We start from the raw sequence: 26,585 nt of genomic DNA on the forward strand, positions 1-26,585 counted from the left end.
CACCCCTCCCATCGCGGGTGGTGCGTCGACAGCCCGGACGAAGTGAGGTAGCCGTGTACCGCGTGTTCGAAGCTCTGGACGAACTGGGCGCCATCGTCGAGGAGGCGCGCGGCGTCCCCATGACCGCCGGCTGCGTCGTCCCCCGGGGAGACGTGCTCGAGCTCCTCGACGACGTCAAGGACGCCATCCCGGCCGAACTCGACGACGCGCAGGACGTTCTCGACCAGCGCGACAAGCTCGTCGGCGACGCCCGCGAGCACGCCGACACCACCGTCGCCGAGGCCACGTCGCAGGCCGACGCGATGGTCTCGCACGCCCGTGCCGAGGCCGACCGCATCCTCTCCGAGGCCAAGTCGCACGCCGACCGCATGGTCGCCGAGGCGCAGGCGCACGCCACCGACCTGATGGCCGACGCGACCGAGGAGGCGAAGCGGACCGCCGCCGGCGCCGCCCGCGAGTTCGAGGCCGTCACCGGTCGCGCCCGCGCCGAGGCCGCACGCATGGTCGAGTCCGGCAACGCCTCGTACGAGAAGTCCGTTGCCGACGGCATCGCCGAGCAGCAGCGCCTGGTGTCCGAGACCGAGGTCGTGGCCGCCGCGAAGTCGGAGGCCGACCGCATCATCGACGCCGCCCACGCCGAGTCCGATCGTCTGCGCGGCGAGTGCGACGTCTACGTCGACAACAAGCTCGCCGACTTCGAGGAGGTCCTCACGACCACGATGCGGTCGGTGAGCCGCGGTCGTCAGCAGTTGCGCACCGGGGCCGGTGTCCACGACTACACCGACCACGCCGTCGACCTGCACGATCGCGAGTACCCGCACGGCGTCGCCGTCTGAGATGACCCCTCCCGTCGCGCCCGTGATGCCGGGCGTGTGACGGGTGGGATGACCTCGCGAATTCACGTATCGTTTCGCGCGTGTCCGACCAGCGAACCAGTTCGACGATGTCCCCCTTCGTCCTCGACATCCGGTCCCTCGGACGGCGCGCCGGGACGATGACCCAGGTGCACCGCACGGTGTCCTCCGACCACCCCATCGGGCTGGACCTCATCGGGATCCCGGCCGAGAGCGACATCGATCTCGACCTGAAGCTCGAGGCCGTCACCGAGGGAGTGCTCGTCACCGGGACGGTGAGCGGTGAGACCGCGGGACAGTGTGCGCGGTGCCTGGAGCCGCTCGGTGACACCGTCACCGTGTTCCTCACCGAGCTGTACGCCTACCCCGACAGCACGACCGACCAGACGTCGGACGCCGACGACGTCCACCGCATCGACGACGACCACATCGACCTCGAGCAGGCCGTGATCGACGCCATCGCGCTGGACCTGCCCATGACGCCGCTCTGCCGACCCGACTGCGCCGGCCTGTGTTCCGAGTGCGGTGTCCGGCTCGACGCCGCCGGGCCCGACCACGGCCACGAGGTGATCGACCCGCGCTGGGCGGCGCTCAAGGACATCGCGACGACGGCCGACGACGGCCCGTCGGACGACGGCTCGACGACGGCGGGGGACGGCTCCGGGAGTCCGCGATGACCGACGACGTGTCCGTCGTCGGCCGCTCCGCGACCAGGCCGGCGCTCCTCTCGGATCCCGCGCCGCTGCTCGACGCCCTCGGCGTCACCATCTCCCTCGACCTGTTGACGCTCGCTCTGACCCATCGCTCGTTCGCCTACGAGAACGGTGGCCTGCCCACCAACGAGCGTCTGGAGTTCCTCGGCGACTCGGTGCTCGGTGTCGTCGTCACCGAGCAGCTGTACCTCGACCACCCCGACCGCCCGGAGGGCGAACTCGCCAAGATCCGGGCGAGCGTGGTGAACATGTACGCCCTCGCCGACATCGCCCGCGGCCTGGGGGAGGGTGGCCTCGGTCGGCACATCCTCCTCGGACGCGGTGAGGAGATGACCGGCGGTCGGGACAAGGCGAGCATCCTCGCCGACGGCACGGAATCCGTCCTCGGCGCGGTCTACCTCGACCACGGCTTCGCCGTGGCGCGCACGGTGATCCGCGCGTTGTTCGCCGAGTCGCTGAGCCGTGCGGCGGTCGCCGGCGCGGGACTCGACTGGAAGACGTCCTTGCAGGAGCTGACGGCGGCGCGCGGTCTCGGTGTCCCGCAGTACCGCATCACCTCCACCGGACCCGATCACGACAAGGTCTTCTCGGCGGTCGCCGTCGTCGGCGGCGAGGGTCACGGGGAGGGGTCGGGGCGCACCAAGAAAGAGGCCGAGCAGAAGGCTGCCGCAGCGGCGTACGCCGCGCTCACCGCGAACGCGGGTGCGGCGTCGCAGGGCGCCGTGACGGGCGATTTCGCGACGCCTCCCGCCTGAGGTGCCCGAACTCCCCGAGGTCGAGGTCGTCCGGCGCGGTCTCGACGCGCACGTCGTCGGTCACGTCATCGAGTCGGTGGCGGTGGGCAACCCGCGATCGGTGCGGCGGCACGTCGGGGGCGCAACCGATCTCGCCGACGCGCTGTCCGGCACGCGCGTCGTCGCCGCGCGTCGTCGGGGCAAGTACCTGTGGCTCGACGTCGCGGACGCCTCGACCCCGACCGACGCGCCCGGTGACATGGCGGTGGTGGTCCATCTCGGGATGAGCGGGCAGATGCTCGTCACCGATCCCGACACCCCCGACCCGAAACATCTCCACATCCGCGTCGGTCTAGACGACGGTCGCGAACTGCGCTTCGTCGACCAGCGGACGTTCGGCGGCTGGTTCCTCGACGAGTTGGTCGCGCCGGCGGACGGCGGCACGGACACCGTCCCGGCCTCGATCGCGCACATCGCGCGCGACCCGTTCGACCCCGCCTTCGACCGCAAGCAGGTCGTCACGACGTGGCGTGGGAAGCACACCGAGATCAAACGGGCCCTGCTCGACCAGACCGTCGTCAGCGGCGTCGGCAACATCTACGCCGACGAGTCTCTGTGGCGCAGCAGGATCCACGGCGCCCGGATGACCGATGCGCTCGGCCCCCGGGTCCTCGGCCGTCTGCTCGACTCCGCGCGCGAGGTGATGGAACAGGCCCTCGCCGTGGGCGGTACGTCGTTCGACGCGTTGTACGTCAACGTCAACGGTGCCTCGGGCTACTTCGACCGGTCCCTGGACGCCTATGGCCGCGAGGGGCAGCCGTGTCACCGCTGCGGCACCCCGATCCGCCGCGAACAGTTCATGAACCGCAGTTCCTTCAGCTGCCCGCGCTGCCAGACGCGGCCCCGTGGGGCCTGACCCCGCTCACCCAGCTCGTTCGCTCTGCGAAGGATAGCGTGCGCGCCGTCTCACCGGCCGTGAAGATCTCGTCAAGACCCCAGGTCAGCGCGTCGAAAGGCCGTTAACGCGGGCGATCGGGCCACCCGGGCGCGGCAGCATCGCCGATGCGAGCCGCCCGACCCGGGTGGCGCTGTCTCCAGGAGTGACCGACGTGGCGGACCTCGCCTTCGTGGCAACGATCCTCGTGCTGTTCGCGCTGTGCGCACTGACGCTGCGGGCCGTGGCGTCCCGGGTGTCGCGATGACGCTCACCGGCACCATCACCGTCGCGGTGCTCGTCATCGCCGCGGCCCTGGTGCTCTATCTGGTCGCCGCCCTCGTGTTCCCGGAGAGGTTCTGACGCCGCCGTGAATCCCGCACTCGCCGCCACCCTCCAGATCGGGGTGGTGGTCCTGGTCCTCGCCCTGGCCTACGTGCCGCTGGGCGACTACATGGCCCGTGTCCTCACCTCACCCCGCCACCTCCGCGTGGAGCAGGCGCTGTATCGCGTCGTCCGCGTCGACGCATCGCGGCCGCAGACCTGGGTCGGTTACACCGCGGCCGTGCTCGGCTTCTCGCTCGTCGGCGTGCTGTTCCTCTACGCGCTGCAACGACTGCAGGCCGTCCTGCCGATGTCGGGCGGTCGCCCAGACGTGCCGAGTGCGATGGCCTTCAACACCGCCGTCTCCTTCGTCACCAACACCAACTGGCAGTCGTACAGCCCCGAGGCCGTGATGGGTAACCTCGTGCAGGCCGGCGGCCTCGCCGTGCAGAACTTCCTCTCCGCAGCCGTCGGCATCGCGGTCGCCGTCGCGCTCATCCGGGGGATCGTCGCGAAGACCGGTGGCGACGACATCGGGAACTTCTGGGTCGACCTCGTCCGCGCGACCCTGCGGATCCTGTTGCCGCTCTCCGTGCTGTTCGCGATCCTGTTCCTCACCCAGGGTGTGGTGCAGTCGTTCCACTCCGGCTTCGACTTCACCAACCTCGACGGGTCGCAGGGCCATGCTATGGTCGGGCCGTTCGCCTCCCAGGAGGCCATCAAGGAGCTCGGCACCAACGGCGGTGGCTCGCTGGCGACGAACTCCGCCCACCCGTTCGAGAACCCCACCCCGCTGAGCAACATCGCCCAGGTCATCGCGATCCTGCTCATCCCGATCTGCCTGACGCGTACCTACTCGACACTGGTGCGCGACCGCCGCCAGGGCCTCACGATCCTCGGCGTGATGGCGTCGCTGCTCGCCGTGATCTTCGCGATCACCGCGTATTTCGAGCAGCACACCACCGGTGTGGCAGCACGGGCAGCCGGCGCGATGATGGAGGGCAAGGAGCAGCGCTTCGGCATCCCCGGATCGGTGCTCTACGCCGTCGCCACCACCGGGACGTCGACCGGCGCGGTGAACTCCCAGCACGACAGCTTCTCCGCCGCCGGTGGTGGGGCACTGATCTGGAACATGCTGCTCGGCGAGGTCGCGCCCGGCGGCGTCGGAACCGGTCTCTACGGGATCCTCGTGCTCGCGGTGATCGCGGTGTTCGTCGGCGGACTGCTCGTGGGCCGCACACCCACGTTCCTGGGCAAGAAGATCGGGCAGCGCGAGATCACGATGGCCGCGCTCTCGATCCTGGTGATGCCGGCGCTCGTCCTCGTCGGCACGGGCATCACGATGACGCTGTCGTCGACGACCGGGTTCCAGGGCAACAGCGGTGACCCCGGGTCGCCGCAGTCGGTGCACGGCTACTCGGAGGTGTTGTACGCCTTCGCGTCCGCCGCGAACAACAACGGCAGCGCGTTCGGTGGCCTCACCGTCACCAGCGACTGGTTCCAGACGTCCCTGGCCGTCGCGATGCTGCTGGGCCGGTTCCTGCCCATCGTCTTCACCCTGGCGCTCGCCGGACTGCTCGCCCGGCAACGCCCCTCGCCGTCGTCGACGGCGACCCTGCCCACCCATGGACTCCTGTTCGGCGGACTGCTCTTCGGCACCGTGGTGCTCGTCGCCGGACTCACCTTCTTCCCGGCCCTCGCGCTGGGGCCGATCGCGGAGGCGATGCAGTGACCGTCACCGACATGCCCGAGACCGATTCGGCCCCGGCCGAACTGGTCGGTCGCGGGTCCTTCTCGCCGCGGTCGCTGGTGACCGCGCTCCCGGACGCCGTCCGGGCGCTGACCCCGCGCAAGCAGATCCGCAACCCGGTCATGTTCGTGGTGTTCGTCGGGTCGATCGTCACGACGATCCTGGCGATCGTGCGCCCGTCGGTGTTCGCGTGGGCCATCGCGTTCTGGCTGTGGTTCACCGTCGTGTTCGCCAACCTGGCGACCGCGGTGGCCGAGGGACGCGGCAAGGCGCAGGCCGAGAGCCTGCGGAAGGTCAAGCGCGACACGGTCGCCCGACGCCTCGAGTCCGACGGGTCGATCGTCGAGGTGTCCGGGTCGGACCTGACGATCGGCGATCGCATCGTCGTCGAGGCGGGGGAGACCATCGCCGGCGACGGCGACGTGATCGAAGGCATCGCGACCGTCGACGAGTCGGCCATCACCGGTGAGTCCGCACCGGTCGTCCGTGAATCCGGCGGCGACCGCTGCGCGGTGACCGGAGGCACCGTCGTGCTGTCCGACCGCATCGTCGTGCAGATCACCACCCGGCCGGGGGAGTCGTTCGTCGACCGCATGATCGCGCTCGTCGAGGGCGCGTCGCGGAAGAAGACGCCCAACGAGATCGCACTCGACATCCTGCTCGCCAGCCTGACGATCATCTTCCTGCTCGCCGTCGTGGCCATCGGTCCGGTGCAGCAGTACGGCGGGCAGACGCCGGATCCGATCAAGCTCATCGCCCTGCTGGTCTGCCTCATCCCGACCACCATCGGTGCGTTGCTGTCGTCCATCGGCATCGCCGGCATGGACCGCCTCGTCCAGCGCAACGTGCTGGCGATGTCGGGACGTGCCGTCGAGGCCGCGGGTGACATCGACACCCTGCTCATGGACAAGACCGGCACCATCACGTTCGGCAACCGCCGGGCCACGGCCGTCGCCCCGGCACCGGCGGTCACCGTGGACGAGATCGCGCTGGCCGCATGTCGATCGAGCCTCGGTGACGACACACCGGAGGGGCGCAGCATCGTCGATTTCTGCGCCGAGACGCACGGCGTCGACGTCGAGGCGATCCGTCCCGCGCCCGGTTCGGCGACGCTGGTGCCGTTCACCGCGCAGACACGCATGAGCGGGCTGGATCTCGCCGACGGCCTGGCGCTGCGCAAGGGCGCGGCCGACGCGGTGATCTCCTGGGCCCGGTCCACCGGGGCCACCGTCCCCGACGCGGTGTCCGAGCAGGTCGACGCGATCGCCACCGGCGGTGGGACACCGCTGGTGGTCGGCGAGCGTCGCGGTGAGGACCCGGTTCGGGTGCTCGGCGTGATCGCGCTGTCGGACGTCGTCAAACCCGGTATGGCGCAGCGGTTCGCGCAGTTGCGGGCGATGGGGATCCGTACGGTGATGGTCACCGGTGACAACCCCCGGACCGCGGCGGCGATCGCCGCGGAGGCCGGTGTCGACGACGTCATCTCCGAGGCGACGCCGGAGGACAAGCTCGAGGTCATCCGTGCCGAGCAGGCCTACGGCAAGCTCGTCGCGATGACCGGCGACGGCACCAACGACGCCCCGGCGCTGGCACAGGCCGACGTGGGTCTCGCGATGAACACCGGGACGTCGGCCGCGAAGGAGGCCGGCAACATGGTCGACCTCGACTCCGACCCCACCAAGCTCATCGACGTGGTGGCGATCGGCAAGCAGCTGCTCATCACCCGCGGTGCGTTGACGACGTTCTCGCTCGCCAACGACCTGGCCAAGTACTTCGCGATCCTGCCCGCCCTGTTCAGCGGCATCTACCCGCAGCTCGACGGGCTGAACATCATGCGGCTGCACTCGGCGCAGTCGGCGATCACCTCGGCGGTGGTGTTCAACGCGCTCATCATCATCGCGCTGATCCCGCTGTCGCTGCGGGGTGTGGCGTACCGGCCGTCGTCGGCCTCACGCCTGCTCGGTCGCAACCTGCTCGTGTACGGCGTCGGCGGTGTCATCTCGCCGTTCGTGGGGATCTGGCTCATCGATCTCGTCGTCCGATTCATCCCGGGAATGGGGTAGTGGTGCTCGTCCTCAAGCAGGTGCTCCGTCAGGCCCTGGTGGGCCTCGCGGTCCTCGTCGCACTCACCGTGGTCGTCGGGATCGCGTATCCCGCCGTCGTGTGGGGTGTCTCGCGCATCGCGCCCGGCGGTCCCGAGGGGTCCCGGGTGACCGACCGTGCCGGCTGCGAGGTCGGTTCCGCGCTGCTCGGCATCGACCCCCGCCCCGCGACGGGCGCTCCGGACCCGTACCTGCACGCCCGCGTCGTCGGCTCCGACGACGACCCGTTCGCGCCCGGCGACCCGTCGGCGTCGGCGGCGAGCCAGCAGGGACCGTCGAGTGCGAAGCTGGCCCGGTGGATCACCGAACGCCGGGCGACCATCGCCGCCCGCGAGGGTGTCGCCCCGAACCGTGTCCCGGTCGACGCGGTCACCGGGTCGGGCTCGGGCCTCGACCCCGACATCAGCCCGGCGTACGCCGCCATCCAGGTGCCGCGCATCGCACGGGTCACCGGGAAGTCGCAGGACCAGGTGCGCGCGGTGATCGCGGCCAACACCTCTGGCCGCCAGCTGGGCTTCCTCGGGCAACCGACCGTGAACGTGCTCGGCGTGAACCGGGGTCTCGGCCTCACCGCGGGCAGGTGCGGGTAGCGCGGCATGAGTGACACGGCGGAAGATCAGGCGGTGTCCGCACCGACCGCACCGCCCCGGGACGCCGAGCGTCGCGGGACGCTGCAGATCTTCCTCGGCTGCGCACCCGGCGTCGGGAAGACCTACGAGATGCTCGCCCAGGCCAAGACGCTGCTCGTCGAGGGCTCCGACGTCGTCGCGGCCATAGTCGAGACCCACGGGCGCAGCGCCACCGCGCAGATGGCCGACGGGATCGAGACGGTCCCCACCCGGCCGGTCGAGCACCGCGGCACCGTCCTGCACGAACTCGACGTCGACGCCGTCCTCGCGCGCCGACCCGACGTGGTGCTCGTCGACGAGTTGGCCCACAGCAACGCCCCGGGGATGCGGAACCCCAAGCGATGGGAGGACATCCGCGACCTCCTCGACGCCGGGATCGACGTGCTCTCGACGGTGAACATCCAGCACCTCGAGAGCCTCAACGACGTCGTCGCCGAGATCACCGGAGTGACGCAGCGCGAGACCGTGCCCGACGAGGTGGTCCGCGCGGCCGACTCGATAGAGCTCGTCGACATCGCCCCGGAGGCGCTGCGACGACGCCTCGCCGCGGGCAAGGTCTACAAGGGCGATCGCATCCAGGGTGCCCTGGTCAACTACTTTCGGCAGGGCAACCTCACCGCGCTGCGCGAGCTCGCGTTGCTCTGGCTCGCCGACCGCGTCGACGACTCGCTGGCCGACTATCGCGCCCAGAACGCCATCACCGCGACCTGGGAGACCCGGGAGCGCGTCGTGGTCGCCGTCACCGGCGGTGCTGAGTCGGCGACGCTGCTCAGACGCGCGAGCCGCATCGCGTCGCGGTCGAGCGCGGAGCTCATCGCGGTGCACGTCGTGCGGGGTGACGGACTCCTCGACCGCCTGTCGGGCGAGCTGCCCTCGCTGAAGGACCTCGCCGAGGGTGTCGGGGCGCGCATCCACACCGCCGTCGGCGACGACATCGCCGAGACACTGCTCGACTTCGCCCGCGGCGTGAACGCGACCCAGCTGGTGCTCGGGACCTCGCGCCGGTCGCGGTGGCAGCGGCTGGTCTCCGAGGGCACCGGCGCGGCCGTGGTGCGGATGTCGGGGAAGATCGACGTGCACATGGTCACCCACGATCAGGCGCCCCGCCGCAACCTGCTCGACATCCGGCAGAGCCGATTCCGTCGACCGCTGACGTGGGTGTTCGCGGTCCTCGTGCCGTCCGCGGCGGCGGTGGTCATGTACTTCGCCGACAAGTGGATGGGGTTCGCGACCGAGACGGCGGTCTTCTTCCTGGTGGTGCTGGCGATCTCGCTGCTCGGCGGCGTCGCCCCGGCGGCGCTCACCGCCATCGTCTCCGGCCTGCTGCTCAACTACTTCTTCACCGACCCCCGCTACAGCTTCACCATCGACAACACCGAGAACGCCTCGACGATCCTCGTGATGCTGGTGGTCGCGATCGCGGTGGCGGCTCTCGTGGACTCCGCCTCCCGGCGCCGCCGCGAGGCGTCCCGGGCGGCCGCGGAGGCGGAACTGCTGACGACCTTCGCCGGGGCCGTGCTCTCCGGGACCAGCCCGACCACCCTGTTGGAACTCGTGCGCGACACCTTCGGCCAGACGGCGGTCTCGGTGGTGCGTCTGGGTGGCTCGCTCCCGGTGGTCGAGAACGCGGTGGGGACCGATCCCGCGGCGCGGCCCGGGGACGCCGACACCGTGTGCACCGTCGCGTCGGGGGAGTACGCCATGCTACTGCGCGGACCCGCACCGACCGGCCGTGACCGTCGGGTGCTGACGGCGGTCGCCACGCAGGCGGCCGGCGTCGTCGAACGTCGTCGGCTCGCCGAGGCTGCGTCGGAGGCACGCGCGCTCGCCGAGACCGACAAGCTCCGGCGCGCGCTGCTCTCGGCCGTCAGCCACGACCTGCGGACCCCGCTCGCGGCGGTGAAGGCCGCGGCGTCGAGCCTGCGCAGCACCGACGTGTCGTTCTCGCCGGAGGACACCGCCGAACTCCTCGCCACCATCGAGGAGTCGACCGACCACCTCACCGCCATCGTGGGCAACCTCCTCGACTCGTCGCGTCTGGCCGCCGGCGTCGTGCGCCCGCAGATGCGGCACGTCTACCTCGGCGAGGTGGTCGGTCGTGTGCTCGTCGGGATGGCCAGCTACGCGACCACCGCCACCGAGCGGGTCCGGGTCGACGGCGGACACGTCCTGGTGTGGGCCGATCCCGTGCTGCTGGAACGGGTCCTGGCGAATCTCATCGACAACGCGCTGCGGCACTCCGGCGACGCGACGGTGACGGTGCGGGCCGAACCGGACGAGCCGATCGGCGACGTCGACGACACGACGACGAGCGCGTCGCGGCGGGTCCGGGTCCTCGTGGTCGACCACGGCATCGGCATCGACGAGGGTGACCGTGCGGCGGTGCTGGCGGCGTTCCACCGCCTCGGCGACCAGAACTCCAGTTCCGGTGTGGGGCTCGGGCTCTCGGTGGCGTCGGGGTTCACCGAGGCCATGGGCGGGCAGCTCGAGGTGGTCGAGACGCCGGGCGGTGGGTCGACGATGGTGGTGGACCTGCCCGCCGACGCGACCACAGACGTGACCGACGGGACCGCCGCGTCCCGCGAGCGAGAGGAAGCCCACGGTGTCGCAGCCTCCGGCACCTGAGCCCGTGCGCGTGCTCGTCGTCGACGACGAGCCGCAGATCCTGCGTGCCCTGCGGATCAATCTGCGGGCGAGGGGATTCGAGGTCACCACCGCGTCCACCGGCGCGGGTGCACTGCGCGCGGCGGCGCAGACCGACCCGCAGGTGGTGATCCTCGACCTCGGCCTGCCCGACATGGACGGCATGGCCGTGCTCTCCGGGCTGCGTGGCTGGACGACGGTGCCGGTGATCGTGCTCTCGGCGCGGGTGGACTCCGCCGACAAGGTCGACGCCCTCGACGCCGGCGCCGACGACTACGTCACGAAGCCGTTCGGCATGGAGGAGTTGCTGGCCCGGCTCCGGGCGGCGGTCCGTCGTGCCGAGGCACCCGCACCCGGGGTGGAGGTGCCCGTCGTCGACGCCGGGTCGTTCGTGGTGGATCTCACCGCGAAGATCGTCACGCGCGGCGGCGAACCCGTGCACCTGACGCCCACCGAGTGGGGTGTCCTGGAGATGCTGGTGCGCAACGAGGGGAAGCTCGTCGGACAGCGGGAGCTGTTGCACGAGGTGTGGGGTCCGTCCTACCACTCCCAGACCCACTATCTCCGTGTGTATCTCGCCGGCCTGCGGCGCAAGCTCGAACCCGATCCCACCCACCCGCGCCACCTGTTGACCGAGGCGGGCATGGGCTATCGGTTCGTCCGCTGACAGCGCAGCCGAGCGGTGTGAGTGGAATCCGCGCCGCGCGGGCCGTGTTGACTGCTGGCATGACCGCTGAGAACACCGCACCCGCCACCACCGAGCTCTGGGTGGAGCGGACCGGCACCCGCCGGTACGTCGGACACAGCTCGCGCGGGGCCTCCGTCGAGGTCGGTTCGGTCGACGTCGACGGCGTCTTCACCCCCGGCGAACTCCTGAAGATCGCCCTCGCCGCCTGCACCGGGATGAGCTCGGACGCCACGCTGGCCCGACGCCTCGGCGACGACTACGCCGCCACCGTCCGTGTGTCCGGCGACGCCGACCGAGACAACGAGGTCTACCCACGCCTGCACGAGTCGCTCGAACTCGACCTCTCCGACCTCGACGCCGCCGCCCTGGACCGGCTGCTGACCGTCGTGCGCCGGTCGGTCGACGCCAGCTGTACCGTCGGCCGGACGCTGAAGGCAGGCACCGCGGTCGACCTCGACATCCCCACACCGTGAGCGCCCCCGCAGGCGCGGTCCGGCTGACCGCCTGGGTCCACGGGCACGTCCAGGGCGTCGGGTTCCGGTGGTGGACACGCTCGCGGGCGTTGGAGCTCGGCCTCACCGGATACGCGGCCAACCAGGCGGACGGACGGGTGCTCGTCGCCGCGGAGGGCACGCCCGAGGCGACCGCACGGCTCCTCGAACTGCTGCGCGGCGGCGATACGCCCGGGCACGTCGACCTCGTCGTCGACGACACCGCCCCCGCGACGGGCGAGTTCAGCGGGTTCGTCGAGCGCTGACGAGAGCGGCCCGAGGCCGCGTCGCGTTCACCCGGTGGTCACCGAGGCGATTACCCTCTACCCCCGTGCACCTCAAGAGCCTGACGTTGAAGGGATTCAAGTCCTTCGCGTCGGCCACCACCCTGCGCTTCGAGCCGGGGATCACTTGTGTCGTCGGGCCGAACGGATCCGGCAAGTCGAACGTCGTCGACGCGCTCAGCTGGGTGATGGGGGAGCAGGGCGCGAAGGCGCTGCGCGGCGGGAAGATGGAGGACGTCATCTTCGCCGGCACGTCCGGCCGCGCACCCCTGGGCCGCGCCGAGGTCACCCTCACGATCGACAACGCCGACGGCGCGCTGCCCATCGACTACTCCGAGGTGTCGGTGACGCGGCGCATGTTCCGCGACGGCGCCGGCGAGTACGAGATCAACGGCAGCACCTGTCGTCTCATGGACGTGCAAGAGCTGCTCAGCGACTCCGGTATCGGCCGCGAGATGCACGTCATCGTCGGGCAGGGACGGCTCTCGGCGATCCTCGAGTCCCGCCCCGAGGACCGGCGCGCGTTCATCGAGGAGGCAGCCGGGGTCCTCAAGCACCGCAAGCGCAAAGAGAAGGCCGTCCGCAAGCTCGAGTCCATGCAGGCCAACCTGGCCCGGCTCACCGACCTCACCGACGAACTCCGCCGCCAGCTCAAACCGCTGGGTCGCCAGGCCGAGGTGGCGCGCCGCGCCGCCACCGTCCAGGCCGACCTGCGTGACGCGCGACTGCGCCTCGCCGCCGACGACCTCGTCACGCTGCGGGCATCCCGTGCCGACCGCGACGCCGTCGAGGCGCAGATCCGCGAACGCTCCGACGCCGTCGCCGCCGCGCTCGACGCCGCGACGGCCGAGATGACCGGCCACGAGGAGCAGGTCGCCGCGATCGCACCCGCCGCGCAGGCGGCCGCGTCGAGCTGGTTCCGTCTGTCGGCGCTCGCCGAACGCATCGACGCGACGCGACGGGTGGCCGCGGAGCGCTCGAGGCACCTCGCCGAGCCGGTCGTCGTCGAGGCGGGACGCGACCCCGACGAACTCGACGCCGCGGCCGAGGCTGCCGCGGAGGACGAGGCCATCCGCACCGAGGCCGTCGAGGAGGCGCAGACCACGCTGGAGTCCGCGCGCGCCGCGCTGCAGGCCGCGGAGTCCGTCGCGAGCGAGGCCGAGCGCGCCCACATGGCCGCCGTTCGCGCCGTCGCCGACCGCCGCGAGGGACTCGTGCGGCTGGAGGGTCAGGTGACGACCCTGGCCGCGCGCGTGGAGTCGGCCGAGGCCGAGGACACGCGCCTGTCGGAGGCGATCGTGGAGGCCGCGCAGCGCGCCGATGAGGCGCAGCGTGAGTTCGACGCCGTGCAGGCGCGGGTCCCCGAACTCGACGCGACGGAGAAGGGCCTCGACGAGCACCACGAGCGGACCGTCGCCGCACTCGACGCGGCGAACGCCCGTGTCACCGAACTGCAGGCCGCCGAACGCGCCGCCGAACAGCAGGTCGCGTCGCTGACCGCGCGCATCGACGCGCTGTCGACCGGTCTGAGCCGGCGCGACGGTGGCGCGTGGCTGCTGTCGGAGTCCGACGACGGGCTCCGGGGCGCCCTCGCCGACGTGCTGCGGATCGAGCCCGGCTACGAGACGGCTGTCGCCGCCGCGCTCGGACCCGCCGAGGACGCCGTCGCCGCGACCGATCACCGTGCGGCCCACACCGCGCTGCGTCGACTGAAGGATGCCGACGCGGGCCGGGCGGCGCTCGTCGTCGGCGGGCTCCCGCGGCACACGCCCGCCCGCACGATCACGCTGCCGGTCGGGGCGAGGTGGATCGCCGACCTCGTGCGCGCCCCCGACGACCTGCAAGGGGCGATGGACCTCGTCCTCGCCGCGACGGTGGTGGCCGACGACCTCGACGTCGCCACCCGGATCTCCCGCGACGCGGTCGACACCGGCGACCGTCTGCTCGTCGTCACCCGGGACGGCGACGTCGTGGGGCCCGGCTGGCTCAGCGGCGGCTCGGACCGGCGACCGTCGGCCCTGGAGCTGCAGGCCGAGATCGACTCCGCCGAGGCCGATCTCGTCATCTCCCGGCACCGGTGTGAGGAACTGTCCGCCGCGTTGTCGGGGGCTCTGGCCGAGCAGGAGGCCCGGCGGCGTGCCGCCGACGACGCGGTCACCGCGTTGCACGAGTCCGACGCCGCCGTCGGTGCGGTGTACGAGCAACTGGCCCGCCTCGGACAGGCCGTGCGTGCCGCACACGGCGAGGCCGAGCGCCTCTCGGTGCGACGCGCGGCGGTCGAGTCGAACCGCGCGACCGCCGTCGCCGAACTCGCCGAGATGGAGCGCCGTCTGCAGGCCGCGCGCGTCGACCCCGACGACCACGTCAGCGACACCGGTGCCGACGCCGAACGTGCGGCAGCGGCGGCCGCGGTCGCCGACGCCCGGGCGGAGGAGACCGACGCGCGACTGTCCCTGCGCACGGCCGAGGAGCGTCTCGCGTCGATCCGCGGCCGGGCCGACCAACTGCGCCGCTCGGCGGCCGCGGAACGCGAGTCCCGCGCCCGCGCCGAACGTCAGAACGCCGCGCGAGCGCGCGCCGCGGAGGTGGCCGCCGCGGTGGTCGCGGCCTGCGACGCGATCGACGGGCGGCTGCGCGGATCGGTGGCGACCGCCCAGGACATCCGCGACCGTCTCGAGTCGGCGCGCACGCAGCGGTCGACGCAGCTCGACGTCGCCCGGCGCCGCGTCGCGGAGCTCACCGCGGAGCTGGCCGGACTCCGCGAGGAACTCCACGCCGACGAGGTCGCCGGCGCGCAGCTGGCGCTGCGGGTGGAACAGCTCGAGGCGCAGATCATGGAGACGTGGTCCATCGGACCCGACGACCTCGTTGCCGAGTACGGGCCCGACGTGCCGCTGCCGCCCACCGCGCTCGAGATGGCCGAGTACGAGCAGGCGAAGGAGCGCGGCGAGATCGTCGTCGCCCCGTCACCCATGCCGTACGACCGGGCGTCGCAGGAACGACGGGCGAAGACCGCGCAGAAGGACCTGACCGCGCTGGGCAAGGTGAACCCGCTCGCGCTCGAGGAGTTCGCCGCGCTCGAGGAGCGCTACACCTTCCTCTCCACGCAGCTCGAGGACGTGCGCAGCGCCCGACGTGACCTCCTCGACGTCGTCGCCGACGTCGACGAGACGATCCTGCGCGTCTTCACCGAGGCCTACGCCGACGTGGAGCGCGAGTTCGTCGAGGTGTTCGCGACGCTGTTCCCCGGCGGCGAGGGCCGGTTGATCCTCACCGACCCGGGCGACATGCTCACCACCGGCATCGAGGTGGAGGCGCGGCCCCCGGGCAAGAAGGTCAAGCGCCTGTCGCTGCTGTCCGGTGGCGAGAAGTCGCTCACCGCGATCGCGATGCTGGTGGCGATCTTCCGGGCGCGCCCGTCGCCGTTCTACGTCATGGACGAGGTCGAGGCCGCACTCGACGACACGAACCTGCGGCGCCTGATCCGGTTGTTCGAGCAGCTCCGCGAACGGTCGCAGCTGATCGTCATCACCCATCAGAAGCCGACGATGGAGATCGCCGACGCGCTCTACGGCGTCAGCATGCAGGGCGACGGCATCACCACGGTGATCTCCCAGCGCCTGCGCGGCGTCGAGACGGGCGCCGCGGCCCGCTGACGCCGCCCACCCGTCGCGGTTGACACAATGATCCGGTGAGCACCGAACTGATCGTCGTCATCGCCGTCGCGGTCGTCGCGGTCCTGCTGATCGCCCTCGTCGTCGGTCTGGTGATCGGCCGTCGACGCCGTGTGTCGCTGCGCGAACCCGACACCGACACCACGCCGCGCGAGGTCGACCGGTCGGGCTCGTACCAGGCCGGCGGCGGGTTCTCGTTCACCCAGGGCGGCGACACGGCGACCGCCGACCCGCCCGTCCTGCCCGAACGCACCGACACCGACGGTCAGCCCCGCGTCGGGGACGACGCGTCGGTCCCGCGGGACGCGCCGAAGCGATCGTTCACCGAACTGTCCCTGCCGGACGTCGACGTCCCCGTCGACGACACCCCGCCCGTCACGCAACCGGTGCCGGAGACACCGCCGGTGGTGGAGCGTCCGTCGGCCCCCGACGAGGTCGTCGTCCCCGACGACGCGGCGACGCTCGACGAGCGGATCCCGCAGCGCGACGTCATCGAGCCGGTCGAGGGCCGCCTCACCCGCCTGCGCGGACGGCTCGCGCGGTCGCAGTCGACGCTCGGCAAGGGCGTCCTCGGGCTGCTCGGCGGTGGTGACCTCGACGAGGAGTCGTGGGAGGAGGTCGAGGACCTCCTGCTCTCGGCCGACCTCGGCTCGGCGACCACCACGGCCATCGTGGAGCGCCTGCGCACCGGGCTCGCCGAGTCGTCGGTGCGGACCGCAGCCGGGGCGCGTGAGGTGTTGCGCACCGTCCTCGTCGACGAGCTCCTGCCCGACATGGACCGGTCCATCCGCGCGCTGCCGCACGCCGGGACCCCGGCCGTGCTGCTCGTCGTCGGCGTGAACGGCACCGGCAAGACCACGACGGTCGGCAAGCTGGCGCGTGTGCTCGTCGCCGACGGCCGGCGGGTCCTGCTCGGCGCCGCGGACACGTTCCGCGCGGCCGCCGCCGACCAGTTGCAGACCTGGGGGGAGCGCGTCGGCGCGACCACCGTGCGCGGCAAGGAGGGCGCCGACCCGGCGTCGGTCGCCTTCGAGGCCGTCGCGAGCGGCGTCGCCGACGGCGTCGACGTGGTCGTCGTCGACACCGCCGGCCGATTGCACACCAAGACCGGACTCATGGACGAGCTCGGCAAGGTCAAGCGCGTGGTGGAGAAGAAGGCCACCGTCGACGAGGTGCTGCTGGTCCTCGACGCCACCACCGGTCAGAACGGACTCACCCAGGCCAAGGTGTTCGGAGACGTCGTCGACATCAGCGGCGTGGTGCTGACCAAGCTCGACGGCACCGCGAAGGGCGGCATCGTGTTCCGGGTGCAGCGCGAGCTCGGCGTGCCGGTGAAACTGGTCGGACTGGGGGAGGGCGCCGACGATCTGGCGCCGTTCGAGCCCGCCGCGTTCGTCGACGCGCTGCTCGGCTGACGTCGGCCGACCACAGCGTGCTTAGCCGCACAAACGTGTTCGTGACCTGCGGCGATACACGGACGAAATCTGCGCGGCCGTTCCGTTCACACTCGCGAAACATGGCATAGCCACCACCGAAACATGCGGATAGCAACCTCCATGCAGATCGAAGCCGGATGACCCGCCTCGGGACACCCGGTGTGACACGAGGAGGAATTGGTGGCTTACCCCGCAATGGGTGTCCCGGATGCCGGAGACACCGCCTGGATGCTCGCGAGCTCAGCGCTCGTGTTGCTGATGACCCCAGGTCTGGCGTTCTTCTACGGCGGCATGGTGCGCGCCAAGAACGTCCTCAACATGATCATGATGAGTGTCTCGTCCATGGGCATCGTCACCGTGTTGTGGGCGCTGTACGGCTTCTCCTTCGCCTTCGGTGAGGACAAGGGCGGCGTCATCGGTGACCCGGGCCAGTACCTCGGCCTCAAGGGCGTCATCAGCGGCAACGGCGCGGCGGCCGTCGCGGCGGACGCCGCGACCGGCACCGAGGCGTCCGACGCGGTGAACATCCCGCTGTTCGGCACCCTTCCGCTGTCGGTGTTCGTCATGTTCCAGCTGATGTTCGCCATCATCACCGTCGCGCTGGTCTCCGGTGCCGTCGCCGACCGCATGAAGTTCAGCGCGTGGGCGGCCTTCACCGTGCTGTGGTCGACGATCGTGTACTTCCCCGTCGCGCACTGGGTCTTCGCCTTCGACGGCTACACCGGTGAGCACGGTGGCTGGATCGCCAACAAGCTCAAGGCGATCGACTTCGCCGGCGGTACCGCGGTCCACATCAACGCCGGTGTCGCGGGCCTGGTGCTCGCGATCCTGCTCGGCAAGCGTCGCGGCTGGCCGACGACGCCGATGCGTCCGCACAACCTCCCGTTCGTCATGCTCGGCGCGGGTCTGCTGTGGTTCGGGTGGTACGGCTTCAACGCCGGCTCGGCGACCTCGTCGAACGGCACCGCCGGCACGACGTTCCTCACGACAACGGTCGCCACGGCCGCGGCGATGCTCGCCTGGCTCGTGGTCGAGGTCATCCGTGACGGCCACGCGACGTCGCTCGGTGGCGCTTCGGGTGTGGTCGCCGGTCTGGTCGCGATCACGCCGTCCTGTTCGTCGGTCAACGTGCTCGGTGCGCTCGTCATCGGCGTGGTCGCCGGCGCGATCTGTGCCCTCGCGGTCGGCCTGAAGTTCAAGCTCGGCTTCGACGACTCGCTCGACGTCGTGGGTGTCCACCTCGTCGGCGGTCTCATCGGCACCCTGCTGGTCGGCCTGGTCGCCACGCACCAGGCCCCGGCGGCGGTCGACGGCCTGTTCTACGGCGGCGGGTTCGACCAGCTGTGGCGTCAGGCGGTGGGTGCGTTCTCCGTGCTCGCCTACTCGGCGATCGGAACTGCCATAATCGGGCTGATCATCAAGTTCACCATCGGCCTGCGGATCGATCCCGAAGCGGAGGCCGAGGGAGCCGACGAGTCGCAGCACGCGGAGTCCGCGTACGACTTCGCGGCACTCGGTGGGAGCTCGGGAACCAGCGCGTTGAGCCAGAGCGGTCTCGCTCTCGGCAAGGAGGGATGAGCACGTGAAACTCGTCACAGCAATCGTCAAGCCGTTCACACTCGAGGACGTCAAGACCGGACTCGAGCAGGCCGGTGTGCTCGGCATGACCGTCAGCGAGGTCCAGGGCTACGGCCGACAGAAGGGCCACACCGAGGTCTACCGCGGCGCGGAGTACTCGGTCGACTTCGTCCCCAAGGTGCGGGTCGAGGTGGTCGTGGACGAGGCGGCGGTCGACAAGGTCGTCGACGTCATCGTCGAGGCCGCCCGTACCGGCAAGATCGGTGACGGCAAGGTGTGGGTCTCCCCGGTGGACTCGGTCGTGCGGGTCCGCACGGGCGAGCGCGGCGCAGACGCGCTGTAAGCGGCACAGACACCTGTGCCGTTCGTCACCTCCGGTGGCGCCGGATCCCACGGCGACGACACGACCGGCCCCGGCCCCGGCTCCACGCCGGGATCGGGGCCGGTCCCGTCCTCGGCCGCCGCGGATCTCGTCGCCGCCCGCCGACAACTCCTCGCCCACAGCGACGCCGCGCACCGCGACGACGCCGCCGGGCTCCGACAGGTGCTCGTCGACCTGCACGACTTCTGGCTCACCACGAAGGGCGCCGAACTCGGGATCCGCCCCGACAGCGGTTTCGCGATCGTCGCCGTCGGCGGACTGGGCCGCCAGGAGATGCTGCCGCACTCCGACCTCGACCTGATCCTGCTGCACGACGACATGGACCCCGCGCGGGTCGCCGAGGTCGCCGACGGCCTCTGGTACCCGCTGTGGGACGCCCACATCAAGCTCGACCACAGCGTGCGCACGGTCCCGCAGGCGCTGCAGGTCGCGTCGCAGGACATGAGTGCCGCACTGGGCCTGCTCGAGGCCCGGCACATCGCCGGCGACGAAGCGCTGTCGACGTTGTTGATCTCCGGCGTCCGACGACAGTGGCGCGCCGACATCCGCACCCGCTTCCCCCAGTTCGTCGAGGCCGCCCGCGACCGGTGGCGACGCAGCGGCGACATCGCGCATCGCGCCGAACCCGACCTGAAGAACGGGCGCGGCGGCCTGCGCGACGTGCAGATGCTGGGCGCGCTGGCTACCGCGCAGCTCACCGACGGGATGGGCACCCTCCGGCCCGACTCACCCGGCGCCGGCCTGCAGATCGCCTACGGGCGACTCCTCGACATCCGCACCGAACTCCACCGCATCGCCGGTCGACCGCGCGAACAGCTGCGGGCGCAGGACGCCGACGAGATCGGCGCCGCGCTGCGCATCGGCGACCGTTTCGACCTCGCCCGCGTCATCAGCGACAGCGCGCGCACCATCAGCTACTCCGTCGACGTCGGGTTGCGGACCGCGGGCAACGCCCTGCCGCGCCGCGGACTGGCGAAACTGCGCCGCTCCCCGGTGCGCCGTCCGCTCGACGAGGGCGTCGTCGAGCACGCCGGCGAGGTGGTGTTGGCGCGCAACGCGATCCCCAGCAAGGACCCGGGGCTGATCCTGCGGGTCGCGGCCGCCTCGGCCCGCACCGGTCTGCCGATCAGTGCCTCGACGCTCAACCGACTCGCCGACCACGCCCCCGAACTGCGGGAACCGTGGCCTTCCGAGGCTCTCAGCGACCTGCTGGTGCTGCTCGGTACGGGGCGGCACATGGTCGCTCCCATCGAGGCGCTGGACCGCACCGGCCTGTGGGGGAGGCTGCTGCCCGAATGGGGTGCGGTGCGCGACCTCCCGCCGCGGGACCCGATCCACACGTGGACGGTCGACCGGCATCTCGTCGAGACCGCGTCCTACGCGTCGTCGATGACCACCCGCGTGTCCCGGCCCGACCTGCTGGTGCTCGGCGCGCTGCTGCACGATCTCGGCAAGGGACGCGGCTCCGACCACTCGATCGTCGGCGCCGAGCTCGCCACCCAGATCGGCAACCGCTTCGGACTGTGGCCGCAGGACGTCGCGACGCTGTCGGAGATGGTGCGTCACCACCTCCTGCTGCCGGTGACGGCGACACGACGCGACCCCGACGACCCGGCCACGACGCAGTTCGTCGTCGACACCCTCGGTGGCGACCGCGTGCTGCTCGAGTTGCTCGCCGCGCTGGCCGAGGCCGATTCCCTCGCGACCGGACCCGGTGTCTGGGGTGACTGGAAGGCCTCGTTGATCTCCGAACTGGTCCGGCGCTGCCTGCGGGTCATGGACGGCGAGGAGCTGCATCGGCCGGAGCCGCTCACCGACGACCAGCGGGCCCGTGCCGAGGCCGGGGGAGTGCACGTCGACATCGCGGCGGTCCCCGGGTCGCACACGAGGGTCGTCACGGTCATCGCGCCCGACGGTCCGGGCCTGCTCTCGACGACCTCGGGGGTGTTGGCGCTCAACGGGTTGCGATGCCACACCGCGACGGTGCAGTCGCACGCGGGAAGTGTGGTCAACACGTTCCGGGTCATCCCCGCGTTCGGTGACCCACCGGATCCCGGTCTCCTCCGGCAGCAGGTGCTGCAGGCGACGGCGGGCACGCTCGACGTGATCCGCCGCCTCGACGCGCGGGAGGTCGAGTCGCCGATACCGGTCGCCTCGCCCCCCGAGGACGGCACCCCGGTGGCCGTCCCTGCGCTGTTCGCCATGGCCCCGCCCCGGGTGCTGTGGGTCGAACCGGACGCCGCGGTCGGGAGCGGCCCGGTCCTCGAACTGCGCGCCGCCGACCGCATCGGCCTGCTGTCACGGGTGTCTGCAGTGCTCGAGCGGCACGGCGTCGACATCGTCTGGGCGACGGTGGAGACCCTCGGCGGGACCGTCGTCGACACCTTCTGTGTGCGCCTGCCCGACGACTCGCCGCAGCGGCGGTCGGAGCTCGCGGCCGCGGTGATCGCGGTGGTGCCCCCGCCCGAACCACCCCGCGAGACCGAGGCCGGCCCGCCCACCGCCGAGAGTTCCCGCGGCGGGGTGCCCGGCGCCTGACGCCGCCACCGTCGGTCCGTCGAATACGCTGGTGGTCATGTTCGATTCCCTGTCCGACCGGTTGACCGGTGCCCTCAAGGACCTGCGCGGCAAGGGCAAGCTCTCCGACGCCGACATCGACCGGACCTGCCGGGAGATCCGGCTCGCCCTGCTCGACGCCGACGTCTCGCTGCAGGTGGTCCGCGGGTTCATCGCGCGGGTCAAGGAACGCGCCAAGGGGGCCGAGGTCTCGGGGGCGCTGAACCCGGCCCAGCAGATCGTCAAGATCGTCAACGAGGAACTCGTCGGGATCCTGGGCGGTGAGACCCGTCGCATCGCGTTCGCCAAGACCCCGCCCACGGTCATCATGCTCGCGGGTCTGCAGGGTGCCGGTAAGACGACCCTGGCGGGCAAGCTCTCGGCGTGGCTGATCAAGCAGGGGCACACCCCGCTCCTGGTCGCGTGTGACCTCCAGCGCCCCGGCGCGGTGAGCCAGCTGCAGATCGTCGGCGAGCGCGCGGGCACCCCGGTGTTCGCGCCGCATCCCGGGACCTCTGTCGGTGGCGAGGGTGAGCTCGGGGTCAGCGCCGCCGATCCGGTGGAGGTCGCGCGCGCCGGTGTCGCCGAGGCCCGCTCCAAGCAGCACGACATCGTCATCGTCGACACCGCCGGTCGTCTCGGCATCGACGAGGAACTGATGGCGCAGGCCAAGGGCATCCGCGACGCCGTCCAGCCCGACGAGGTGCTGTTCGTCGTCGACGCGATGATCGGTCAGGACGCGGTCACCACCGCCGAGGCGTTCGCCGAGGGTGTCGGTTTCACCGGTGTCGTCCTCACCAAACTCGACGGCGACGCCCGCGGCGGTGCCGCCCTGTCGATCCGCGAGATGACCGGTGCGCCGATCATGTTCGCGTCGTCGGGCGAGAAGCTCGAGGAGTTCGACACCTTCCACCCCGACCGCATGGCCAGCCGCATCCTGGGCATGGGCGACGTGCTCAGCCTCATCGAGCAGGCCGAGGAGCACTGGGACGCCACCCAGGCCGAGGCGGCCGCGGCGAAGATCACCCAGGGCGAGCTCACCCTCGAGGACTTCCTCGAGCAGATGCTCATGATCCGGAAGATGGGTCCGATCGGGAACCTGCTCGGCATGCTCCCCGGTGCGGGTCAGATGAAGGACGCGCTGAGCCAGGTCGACGACAAGCAGCTCGACCGTGTGCAGGCGATCATCCGCGGCATGACACCCGCCGAGCGGGACAACCCCAAGATCATCAACGCCTCCCGACGGCTGCGGATCGCCAACGGGTCCGGCGTCAGCGTCAGCGAGGTCAACCAGCTCGTCGACCGCTTCTACGACGCACGCAAGATGATGGCCCAGATGTCGGGACGCATGGGCATGCCCGGCGGCAACCGCCGCACCAACCGCAAGAAGGGCGGCAAGAAGGGGAAGAAGGGCGGCCGCGGTCCGACGCCGCCGAAGGTGCGCGGCGGCATGCCCGGCATGCCGGCGGGGTTCCCCGACCTGTCGAACATGCCGCCCGGTCTCGATCAGCTGCCCCCGGGTCTCGAGGGCATCGACCTGTCGAGCCTGCAGCCCAAGAAGCGCTGACGCCCCCGACATGACGCGTCCGTCCGCGCCTCCGCTGCACGTCCGCGGCCACGACGCGCTGACCGGTGAGCCGATCGAGCTGTGGACCGACGGCGAGGTGATACGCCACGATCCCGTGCCGGACGCGGTCACGATCGCCGACGACGCCTGGGTCCTGGCGGGCCTGGTCGACGCCCACAACCACGTCGGGATCGCCCCGGGTCTCGGGGTGACGATGAGTCAGGCGCGGGAGTTCGCGCTCGCCGACGCGCGCTCGGGGGCGCTGCTGATCCGCGAGGTCGGGTCCCCGGTCGACACCCACCCGCTCGATGCCGACCCGCGCTGCCCTCGGTTCCTGCGGGCGGGCAAGCACATCGCGCGCCCGAAGCGGTACCTGCGGGACTACGGCGTCGAACTCGACGACCCCGACAGCCTCGCCGACGAGGTCCGTCGCCAGGCCCGTGCCGGGGACGGGTGGGTCAAGCTCGTCGGTGACTGGATCGACCGCGAGGTGGGTGACCTCGCCCCGCTCTGGACCGACGACCAGGTCGCCGCGGCGGTCGCCGCCGCGCACGACGAGGGTGCGCGGATCACCGCCCACGTGTTCGGCACCGACGCCCTGCACGGCCTGATCGCCGCGGGCGTCGACTGCATCGAACACGGCACGGGCCTCACCGACGACCTCATCGCCGAGATGGCCCGCCGGCAGATCGCCCTCGTGCCGACCCTCATCCAGGTCGACAACTTCCCCGGCATCGCCGACTCCGCCGACCGATTCCCGACCTACGCGGCACACATGCGGGCGCTGCACGCCGACGCGCCCGGCGTGGTCGCCGCCGCGGTCGAGGCCGGCGTCCCGGTCTTCACCGGAACCGACGCCGGCGGGTTCGTCGAGCACGGCCGCATCGTCGACGAGATCGCCGCGCTCACCGGCGTCGGACTGTCGACCGAGCAGGTCCTCGCGGCGGCGACCGTCGAGGCACGCACCTGGCTGTCGGCGGGCGCTCTCGGCGACGGTGACCGCGCCGACCTGCTCGTCCTGCGGGCCGATCCCCGCGCCGAGCTCGACACCCTGCGCGCCCCCGCCGCGGTCGTCGTCGGCGGCGCCGTCCTGTAGCGGCCGGCCGCGCGCGATTTCGGGCGCGGGTGCGCCCTCTGGCACAATGGCGCGCTGGTACGTCGGATCCGGTCATGCGCCGCCCGACGGTCACGCCACATCAACCGCGAAACCGGGCCCACCACACCGGGTGGGTCGCTGAATCGCGCTGTGACCCACAGAAGAGAGACCTCACATGGCAGTCAAGATCAAGCTCACGCGCCTCGGCAAGATCCGCAACCCGCAGTACCGCGTCATCGTCGCCGACGCCCGCACCCGCCGCGACGGTCGCGCCATCGAGACGATCGGCAAGTACCACCCGAAGGAAGAGCCGAGCCTGATCGAGATCGACTCCGAGCGCGCGCAGTACTGGCTCGGCGTCGGCGCCCAGCCCACCGAGCCGGTGCAGGCGCTGCTGAAGATCACCGGTGACTGGCAGAAGTTCAAGGGCCTGCCGGGCGCCGAGGGCACCCTCAAGGTGAAGGAGCCCAAGCAGAGCAAGCTCGACCTGTTCAACGCCGCGCTCGCCTCCGCCGACAGCGAGCCCGCCGGCGAGGCCACGACACCGAAGAAGCGCGCACCGAAGAAGGCCGACACCGACGCCACCGCCGAGGAGACCCCGGCCACCGAGGCCGCCGAGTGAGTGCTGTCGTCGCCGACGCCGTCGAGCACCTGGTGCGCGGTATCGTCGCCAACCCCGACGACGTCCGGGTGGAGTACATCACCGGCCGTCGCGGTCGGATGGTCGAGGTGCACGTCAACCCCGAGGACCTCGGCAAGGTGATCGGGCGGGGTGGTCGCACCGCGACCGCCCTGCGGACCCTGGTCGGCGGGATCGGCGGTCGCGGCGTCCGCCTGGACATCGTCGACACCGACCGCTGACGCCCGCACCGTCGATGGATCTCGCGGTCGGGCGGATCGTGAAGTCGCACGGGGTGCGCGGTGAGGTCGTCGTCGACGTCCGCACCGACGACCCCGACGCCCGCTTCGCCCCCGACACCGTCCTGCGTGGCCGCTTGCCGCGCGGGGCGGGGGAGCGGACGTTCACCGTTGTGTCCGCCCGCGAGCACGGCGACCGTCTGCTCCTCCGTCTCGACGGCGTCGTGGACCGCAGCGGCGCGGACGACCTCCGCGGGGTGGTCCTCGTCGTGGACGCCGACTCCGTCACCTCCGGTGACGACCCCGACGAGTTCTACGACCACGAGATCATCGGTGTCCCCGTCCGCACGGTCGACGGGAACAACATCGGGACCCTCGCCGACGTGCTCCACCTGCCCGGCGGGGACACGCTGGTCGTCGCCGTGGGGGAGGGCGACGAGCGTCGCGAGGTGCTCGTGCCGTTCGTGGCCGACATCGTCCCCACCGTGAGCACCGCGCTCGTCGAGATCGACCCGCCCGACGGACTCCTCGACCTGTGACCGCGGCGACGGGGTCCACGGGGTCGGGTGACGACCCGCGTCTGCGGCTCGACGTCGTGTCGATCTTCCCCGACTACCTCGAACCGCTGCGGCTGTCGCTGCCGGGGCGCGCCGCCGAGCGCGGCATCGTCTCGCTCGCAGTCCACGACCTGCGGGACTGGACCCACGACGTCCACCGTGCCGTCGACGACGCGCCCTACGGCGGCGGTCCCGGGATGGTGATGAAACCCGAGGTGTGGGGTCCGTGCCTCGACGAGGTGTGCCCGGACGACGCGATCTTCGTCGTGCCCACGCCGGCGGGCGTCCCCTTCACCCAGGCCCTCGCCGAGGAGCTGTCCACCGCACACCACCTCGTGTTCGCCTGCGGACGCTACGAGGGCATCGACCAGCGCGTCGTCGACGACACCGCCCGCCGTGTCCGGGTTCTTGAACTGTCGATCGGCGACTACGTCCTCATCGGCGGCGAGGTGGCAACCATGGTGATGGTGGAGGCGATCGTCCGTCTCGTCGACGGCGTTCTCGGCAACGCCGAGTCCCACCGCCAGGACTCGTTCTCCGACGGCCTGCTCGAGGCGCCCGCCTACACCCGGCCCCAGACCTGGCGCGGGCTGTCGGTGCCCGATGTCCTGCGCGGCGGCGACCACGCCGCCATCACCGCGTGGCGCCGGGAGCAGTCGCTCGCCCGCACCCGGGAACGCCGTCCCGACCTGCTGCCGGACGAAGCGCCCACCGCGGACGGTCCCCGGGGATAAT

23 protein-coding genes are annotated in these 26,585 nt (G+C 71.5%); all 23 read left to right on the forward strand.

Annotation, left to right across the window (positions count from 1 at the left end; all coding sequences use genetic code 11):
• Positions 1-53 precede the first annotated feature (53 nt).
• The 23 genes from Q1A98_RS12885 (at position 54) to trmD (ending at position 26,584) form a co-directional block, all read left to right on the forward strand.
• A complete protein-coding gene (locus tag Q1A98_RS12885; protein ID WP_299574076.1) occupies positions 54-836 on the forward strand; it encodes a DivIVA domain-containing protein in 783 nt (260 codons plus the stop codon).
• A gap of 107 nt (positions 837-943) precedes the next feature.
• Positions 944-1,531, forward strand: a complete 588-nt coding sequence (locus Q1A98_RS12890; RefSeq protein WP_299574660.1) for a DUF177 domain-containing protein — start codon at positions 944-946, stop codon at positions 1,529-1,531.
• Complete coding sequence (gene rnc, locus Q1A98_RS12895; protein WP_299574078.1) at positions 1,528-2,322, forward strand: ribonuclease III; 795 nt, start codon at positions 1,528-1,530, stop codon at positions 2,320-2,322. Before Q1A98_RS12890 ends, rnc begins: the two co-directional genes overlap by 4 nt.
• Position 2,323: 1 nt before the next feature.
• Positions 2,324-3,217 carry a bifunctional DNA-formamidopyrimidine glycosylase/DNA-(apurinic or apyrimidinic site) lyase gene (gene mutM / locus Q1A98_RS12900; protein WP_299574081.1) on the forward strand — a complete coding sequence of 298 codons (894 nt, stop codon included), beginning with the start codon at positions 2,324-2,326 and terminating at the stop codon, positions 3,215-3,217.
• Between the two features lie 282 nt (positions 3,218-3,499).
• Positions 3,500-3,598: a potassium-transporting ATPase subunit F gene (locus tag Q1A98_RS12905; RefSeq protein WP_299574083.1), complete on the forward strand. Its 99-nt coding sequence runs from the start codon at positions 3,500-3,502 to the stop codon at positions 3,596-3,598.
• A 7-nt stretch (positions 3,599-3,605) separates the two neighbouring features.
• Positions 3,606-5,291 carry a potassium-transporting ATPase subunit KdpA gene (kdpA, locus tag Q1A98_RS12910; RefSeq protein ID WP_299574086.1) on the forward strand — a complete coding sequence of 562 codons (1,686 nt, stop codon included), beginning with the start codon at positions 3,606-3,608 and terminating at the stop codon, positions 5,289-5,291.
• A gap of 11 nt (positions 5,292-5,302) precedes the next feature.
• The gene (gene kdpB, locus Q1A98_RS12915; protein ID WP_299574088.1) at positions 5,303-7,372 is read left to right on the forward strand and encodes a potassium-transporting ATPase subunit KdpB; all 2,070 of its coding nucleotides are present in this window, start codon (positions 5,303-5,305) and stop codon (positions 7,370-7,372) included.
• A 2-nt stretch (positions 7,373-7,374) separates the two neighbouring features.
• Entirely contained in the window at positions 7,375-8,001 is a 627-nt protein-coding gene (locus Q1A98_RS12920) for a potassium-transporting ATPase subunit C (protein ID WP_299574090.1), read from the forward strand.
• 33 nt (positions 8,002-8,034) lie between these two features.
• On the forward strand, positions 8,035-10,665 hold the full coding sequence (locus tag Q1A98_RS12925) for a sensor histidine kinase KdpD (protein ID WP_299574093.1): 2,631 nt from the start codon (positions 8,035-8,037) through the stop codon (positions 10,663-10,665).
• Positions 10,643-11,350, forward strand: a complete 708-nt coding sequence (locus tag Q1A98_RS12930) for a response regulator (protein WP_299574096.1) — start codon at positions 10,643-10,645, stop codon at positions 11,348-11,350. The genes Q1A98_RS12925 and Q1A98_RS12930 overlap by 23 nt, the downstream gene beginning before the upstream one ends.
• Positions 11,351-11,409: 59 nt before the next feature.
• A complete protein-coding gene (locus Q1A98_RS12935) occupies positions 11,410-11,844 on the forward strand; it encodes an OsmC family protein (protein WP_299574098.1) in 435 nt (144 codons plus the stop codon).
• A complete protein-coding gene (locus Q1A98_RS12940; protein WP_299574100.1) occupies positions 11,841-12,128 on the forward strand; it encodes an acylphosphatase in 288 nt (95 codons plus the stop codon). Before Q1A98_RS12935 ends, Q1A98_RS12940 begins: the two co-directional genes overlap by 4 nt.
• Before the next feature lie 65 nt (positions 12,129-12,193).
• Positions 12,194-15,802 carry a chromosome segregation protein SMC gene (gene smc, locus Q1A98_RS12945; RefSeq protein ID WP_299574101.1) on the forward strand — a complete coding sequence of 1,203 codons (3,609 nt, stop codon included), beginning with the start codon at positions 12,194-12,196 and terminating at the stop codon, positions 15,800-15,802.
• 35 nt (positions 15,803-15,837) lie between these two features.
• Positions 15,838-17,235 carry a signal recognition particle-docking protein FtsY gene (gene ftsY / locus Q1A98_RS12950; RefSeq protein WP_299574102.1) on the forward strand — a complete coding sequence of 466 codons (1,398 nt, stop codon included), beginning with the start codon at positions 15,838-15,840 and terminating at the stop codon, positions 17,233-17,235.
• Between the two features lie 216 nt (positions 17,236-17,451).
• Complete coding sequence (locus Q1A98_RS12955; RefSeq protein ID WP_299574662.1) at positions 17,452-18,834, forward strand: ammonium transporter; 1,383 nt, start codon at positions 17,452-17,454, stop codon at positions 18,832-18,834.
• Positions 18,835-18,838: 4 nt separating this feature from the next.
• Positions 18,839-19,177 (forward strand): P-II family nitrogen regulator, encoded by a 339-nt coding sequence (locus Q1A98_RS12960; RefSeq protein WP_299574104.1) that lies wholly within the window; start codon positions 18,839-18,841, stop codon positions 19,175-19,177.
• Between the two features lie 15 nt (positions 19,178-19,192).
• Positions 19,193-21,754 carry a [protein-PII] uridylyltransferase gene (locus Q1A98_RS12965; protein WP_299574106.1) on the forward strand — a complete coding sequence of 854 codons (2,562 nt, stop codon included), beginning with the start codon at positions 19,193-19,195 and terminating at the stop codon, positions 21,752-21,754.
• 37 nt (positions 21,755-21,791) lie between these two features.
• Positions 21,792-23,339, forward strand: coding sequence for a signal recognition particle protein (gene ffh / locus Q1A98_RS12970; protein ID WP_299574109.1), 1,548 nt, complete (start codon positions 21,792-21,794; stop codon positions 23,337-23,339).
• Between the two features lie 10 nt (positions 23,340-23,349).
• Complete coding sequence (locus Q1A98_RS12975) at positions 23,350-24,435, forward strand: amidohydrolase family protein (RefSeq protein ID WP_299574112.1); 1,086 nt, start codon at positions 23,350-23,352, stop codon at positions 24,433-24,435.
• A 175-nt stretch (positions 24,436-24,610) separates the two neighbouring features.
• Positions 24,611-25,057, forward strand: coding sequence for a 30S ribosomal protein S16 (gene rpsP, locus Q1A98_RS12980; protein WP_299574115.1), 447 nt, complete (start codon positions 24,611-24,613; stop codon positions 25,055-25,057).
• On the forward strand, positions 25,054-25,296 hold the full coding sequence (locus Q1A98_RS12985) for an RNA-binding protein (RefSeq protein WP_253652578.1): 243 nt from the start codon (positions 25,054-25,056) through the stop codon (positions 25,294-25,296). Before rpsP ends, Q1A98_RS12985 begins: the two co-directional genes overlap by 4 nt.
• A 14-nt stretch (positions 25,297-25,310) precedes the next feature.
• Positions 25,311-25,832 carry a ribosome maturation factor RimM gene (gene rimM, locus Q1A98_RS12990; protein ID WP_299574118.1) on the forward strand — a complete coding sequence of 174 codons (522 nt, stop codon included), beginning with the start codon at positions 25,311-25,313 and terminating at the stop codon, positions 25,830-25,832.
• 41 nt (positions 25,833-25,873) lie between these two features.
• Positions 25,874-26,584 (forward strand): tRNA (guanosine(37)-N1)-methyltransferase TrmD, encoded by a 711-nt coding sequence (gene trmD / locus Q1A98_RS12995; protein WP_299574665.1) that lies wholly within the window; start codon positions 25,874-25,876, stop codon positions 26,582-26,584.
• The last annotated feature ends 1 nt before the right edge of the window (position 26,585 follow it).

Source organism: uncultured Williamsia sp., from assembly GCF_947494875.1.
In the GTDB taxonomy this organism is placed as follows: Bacteria; Actinomycetota; Actinomycetes; order Mycobacteriales; family Mycobacteriaceae; genus Williamsia_A.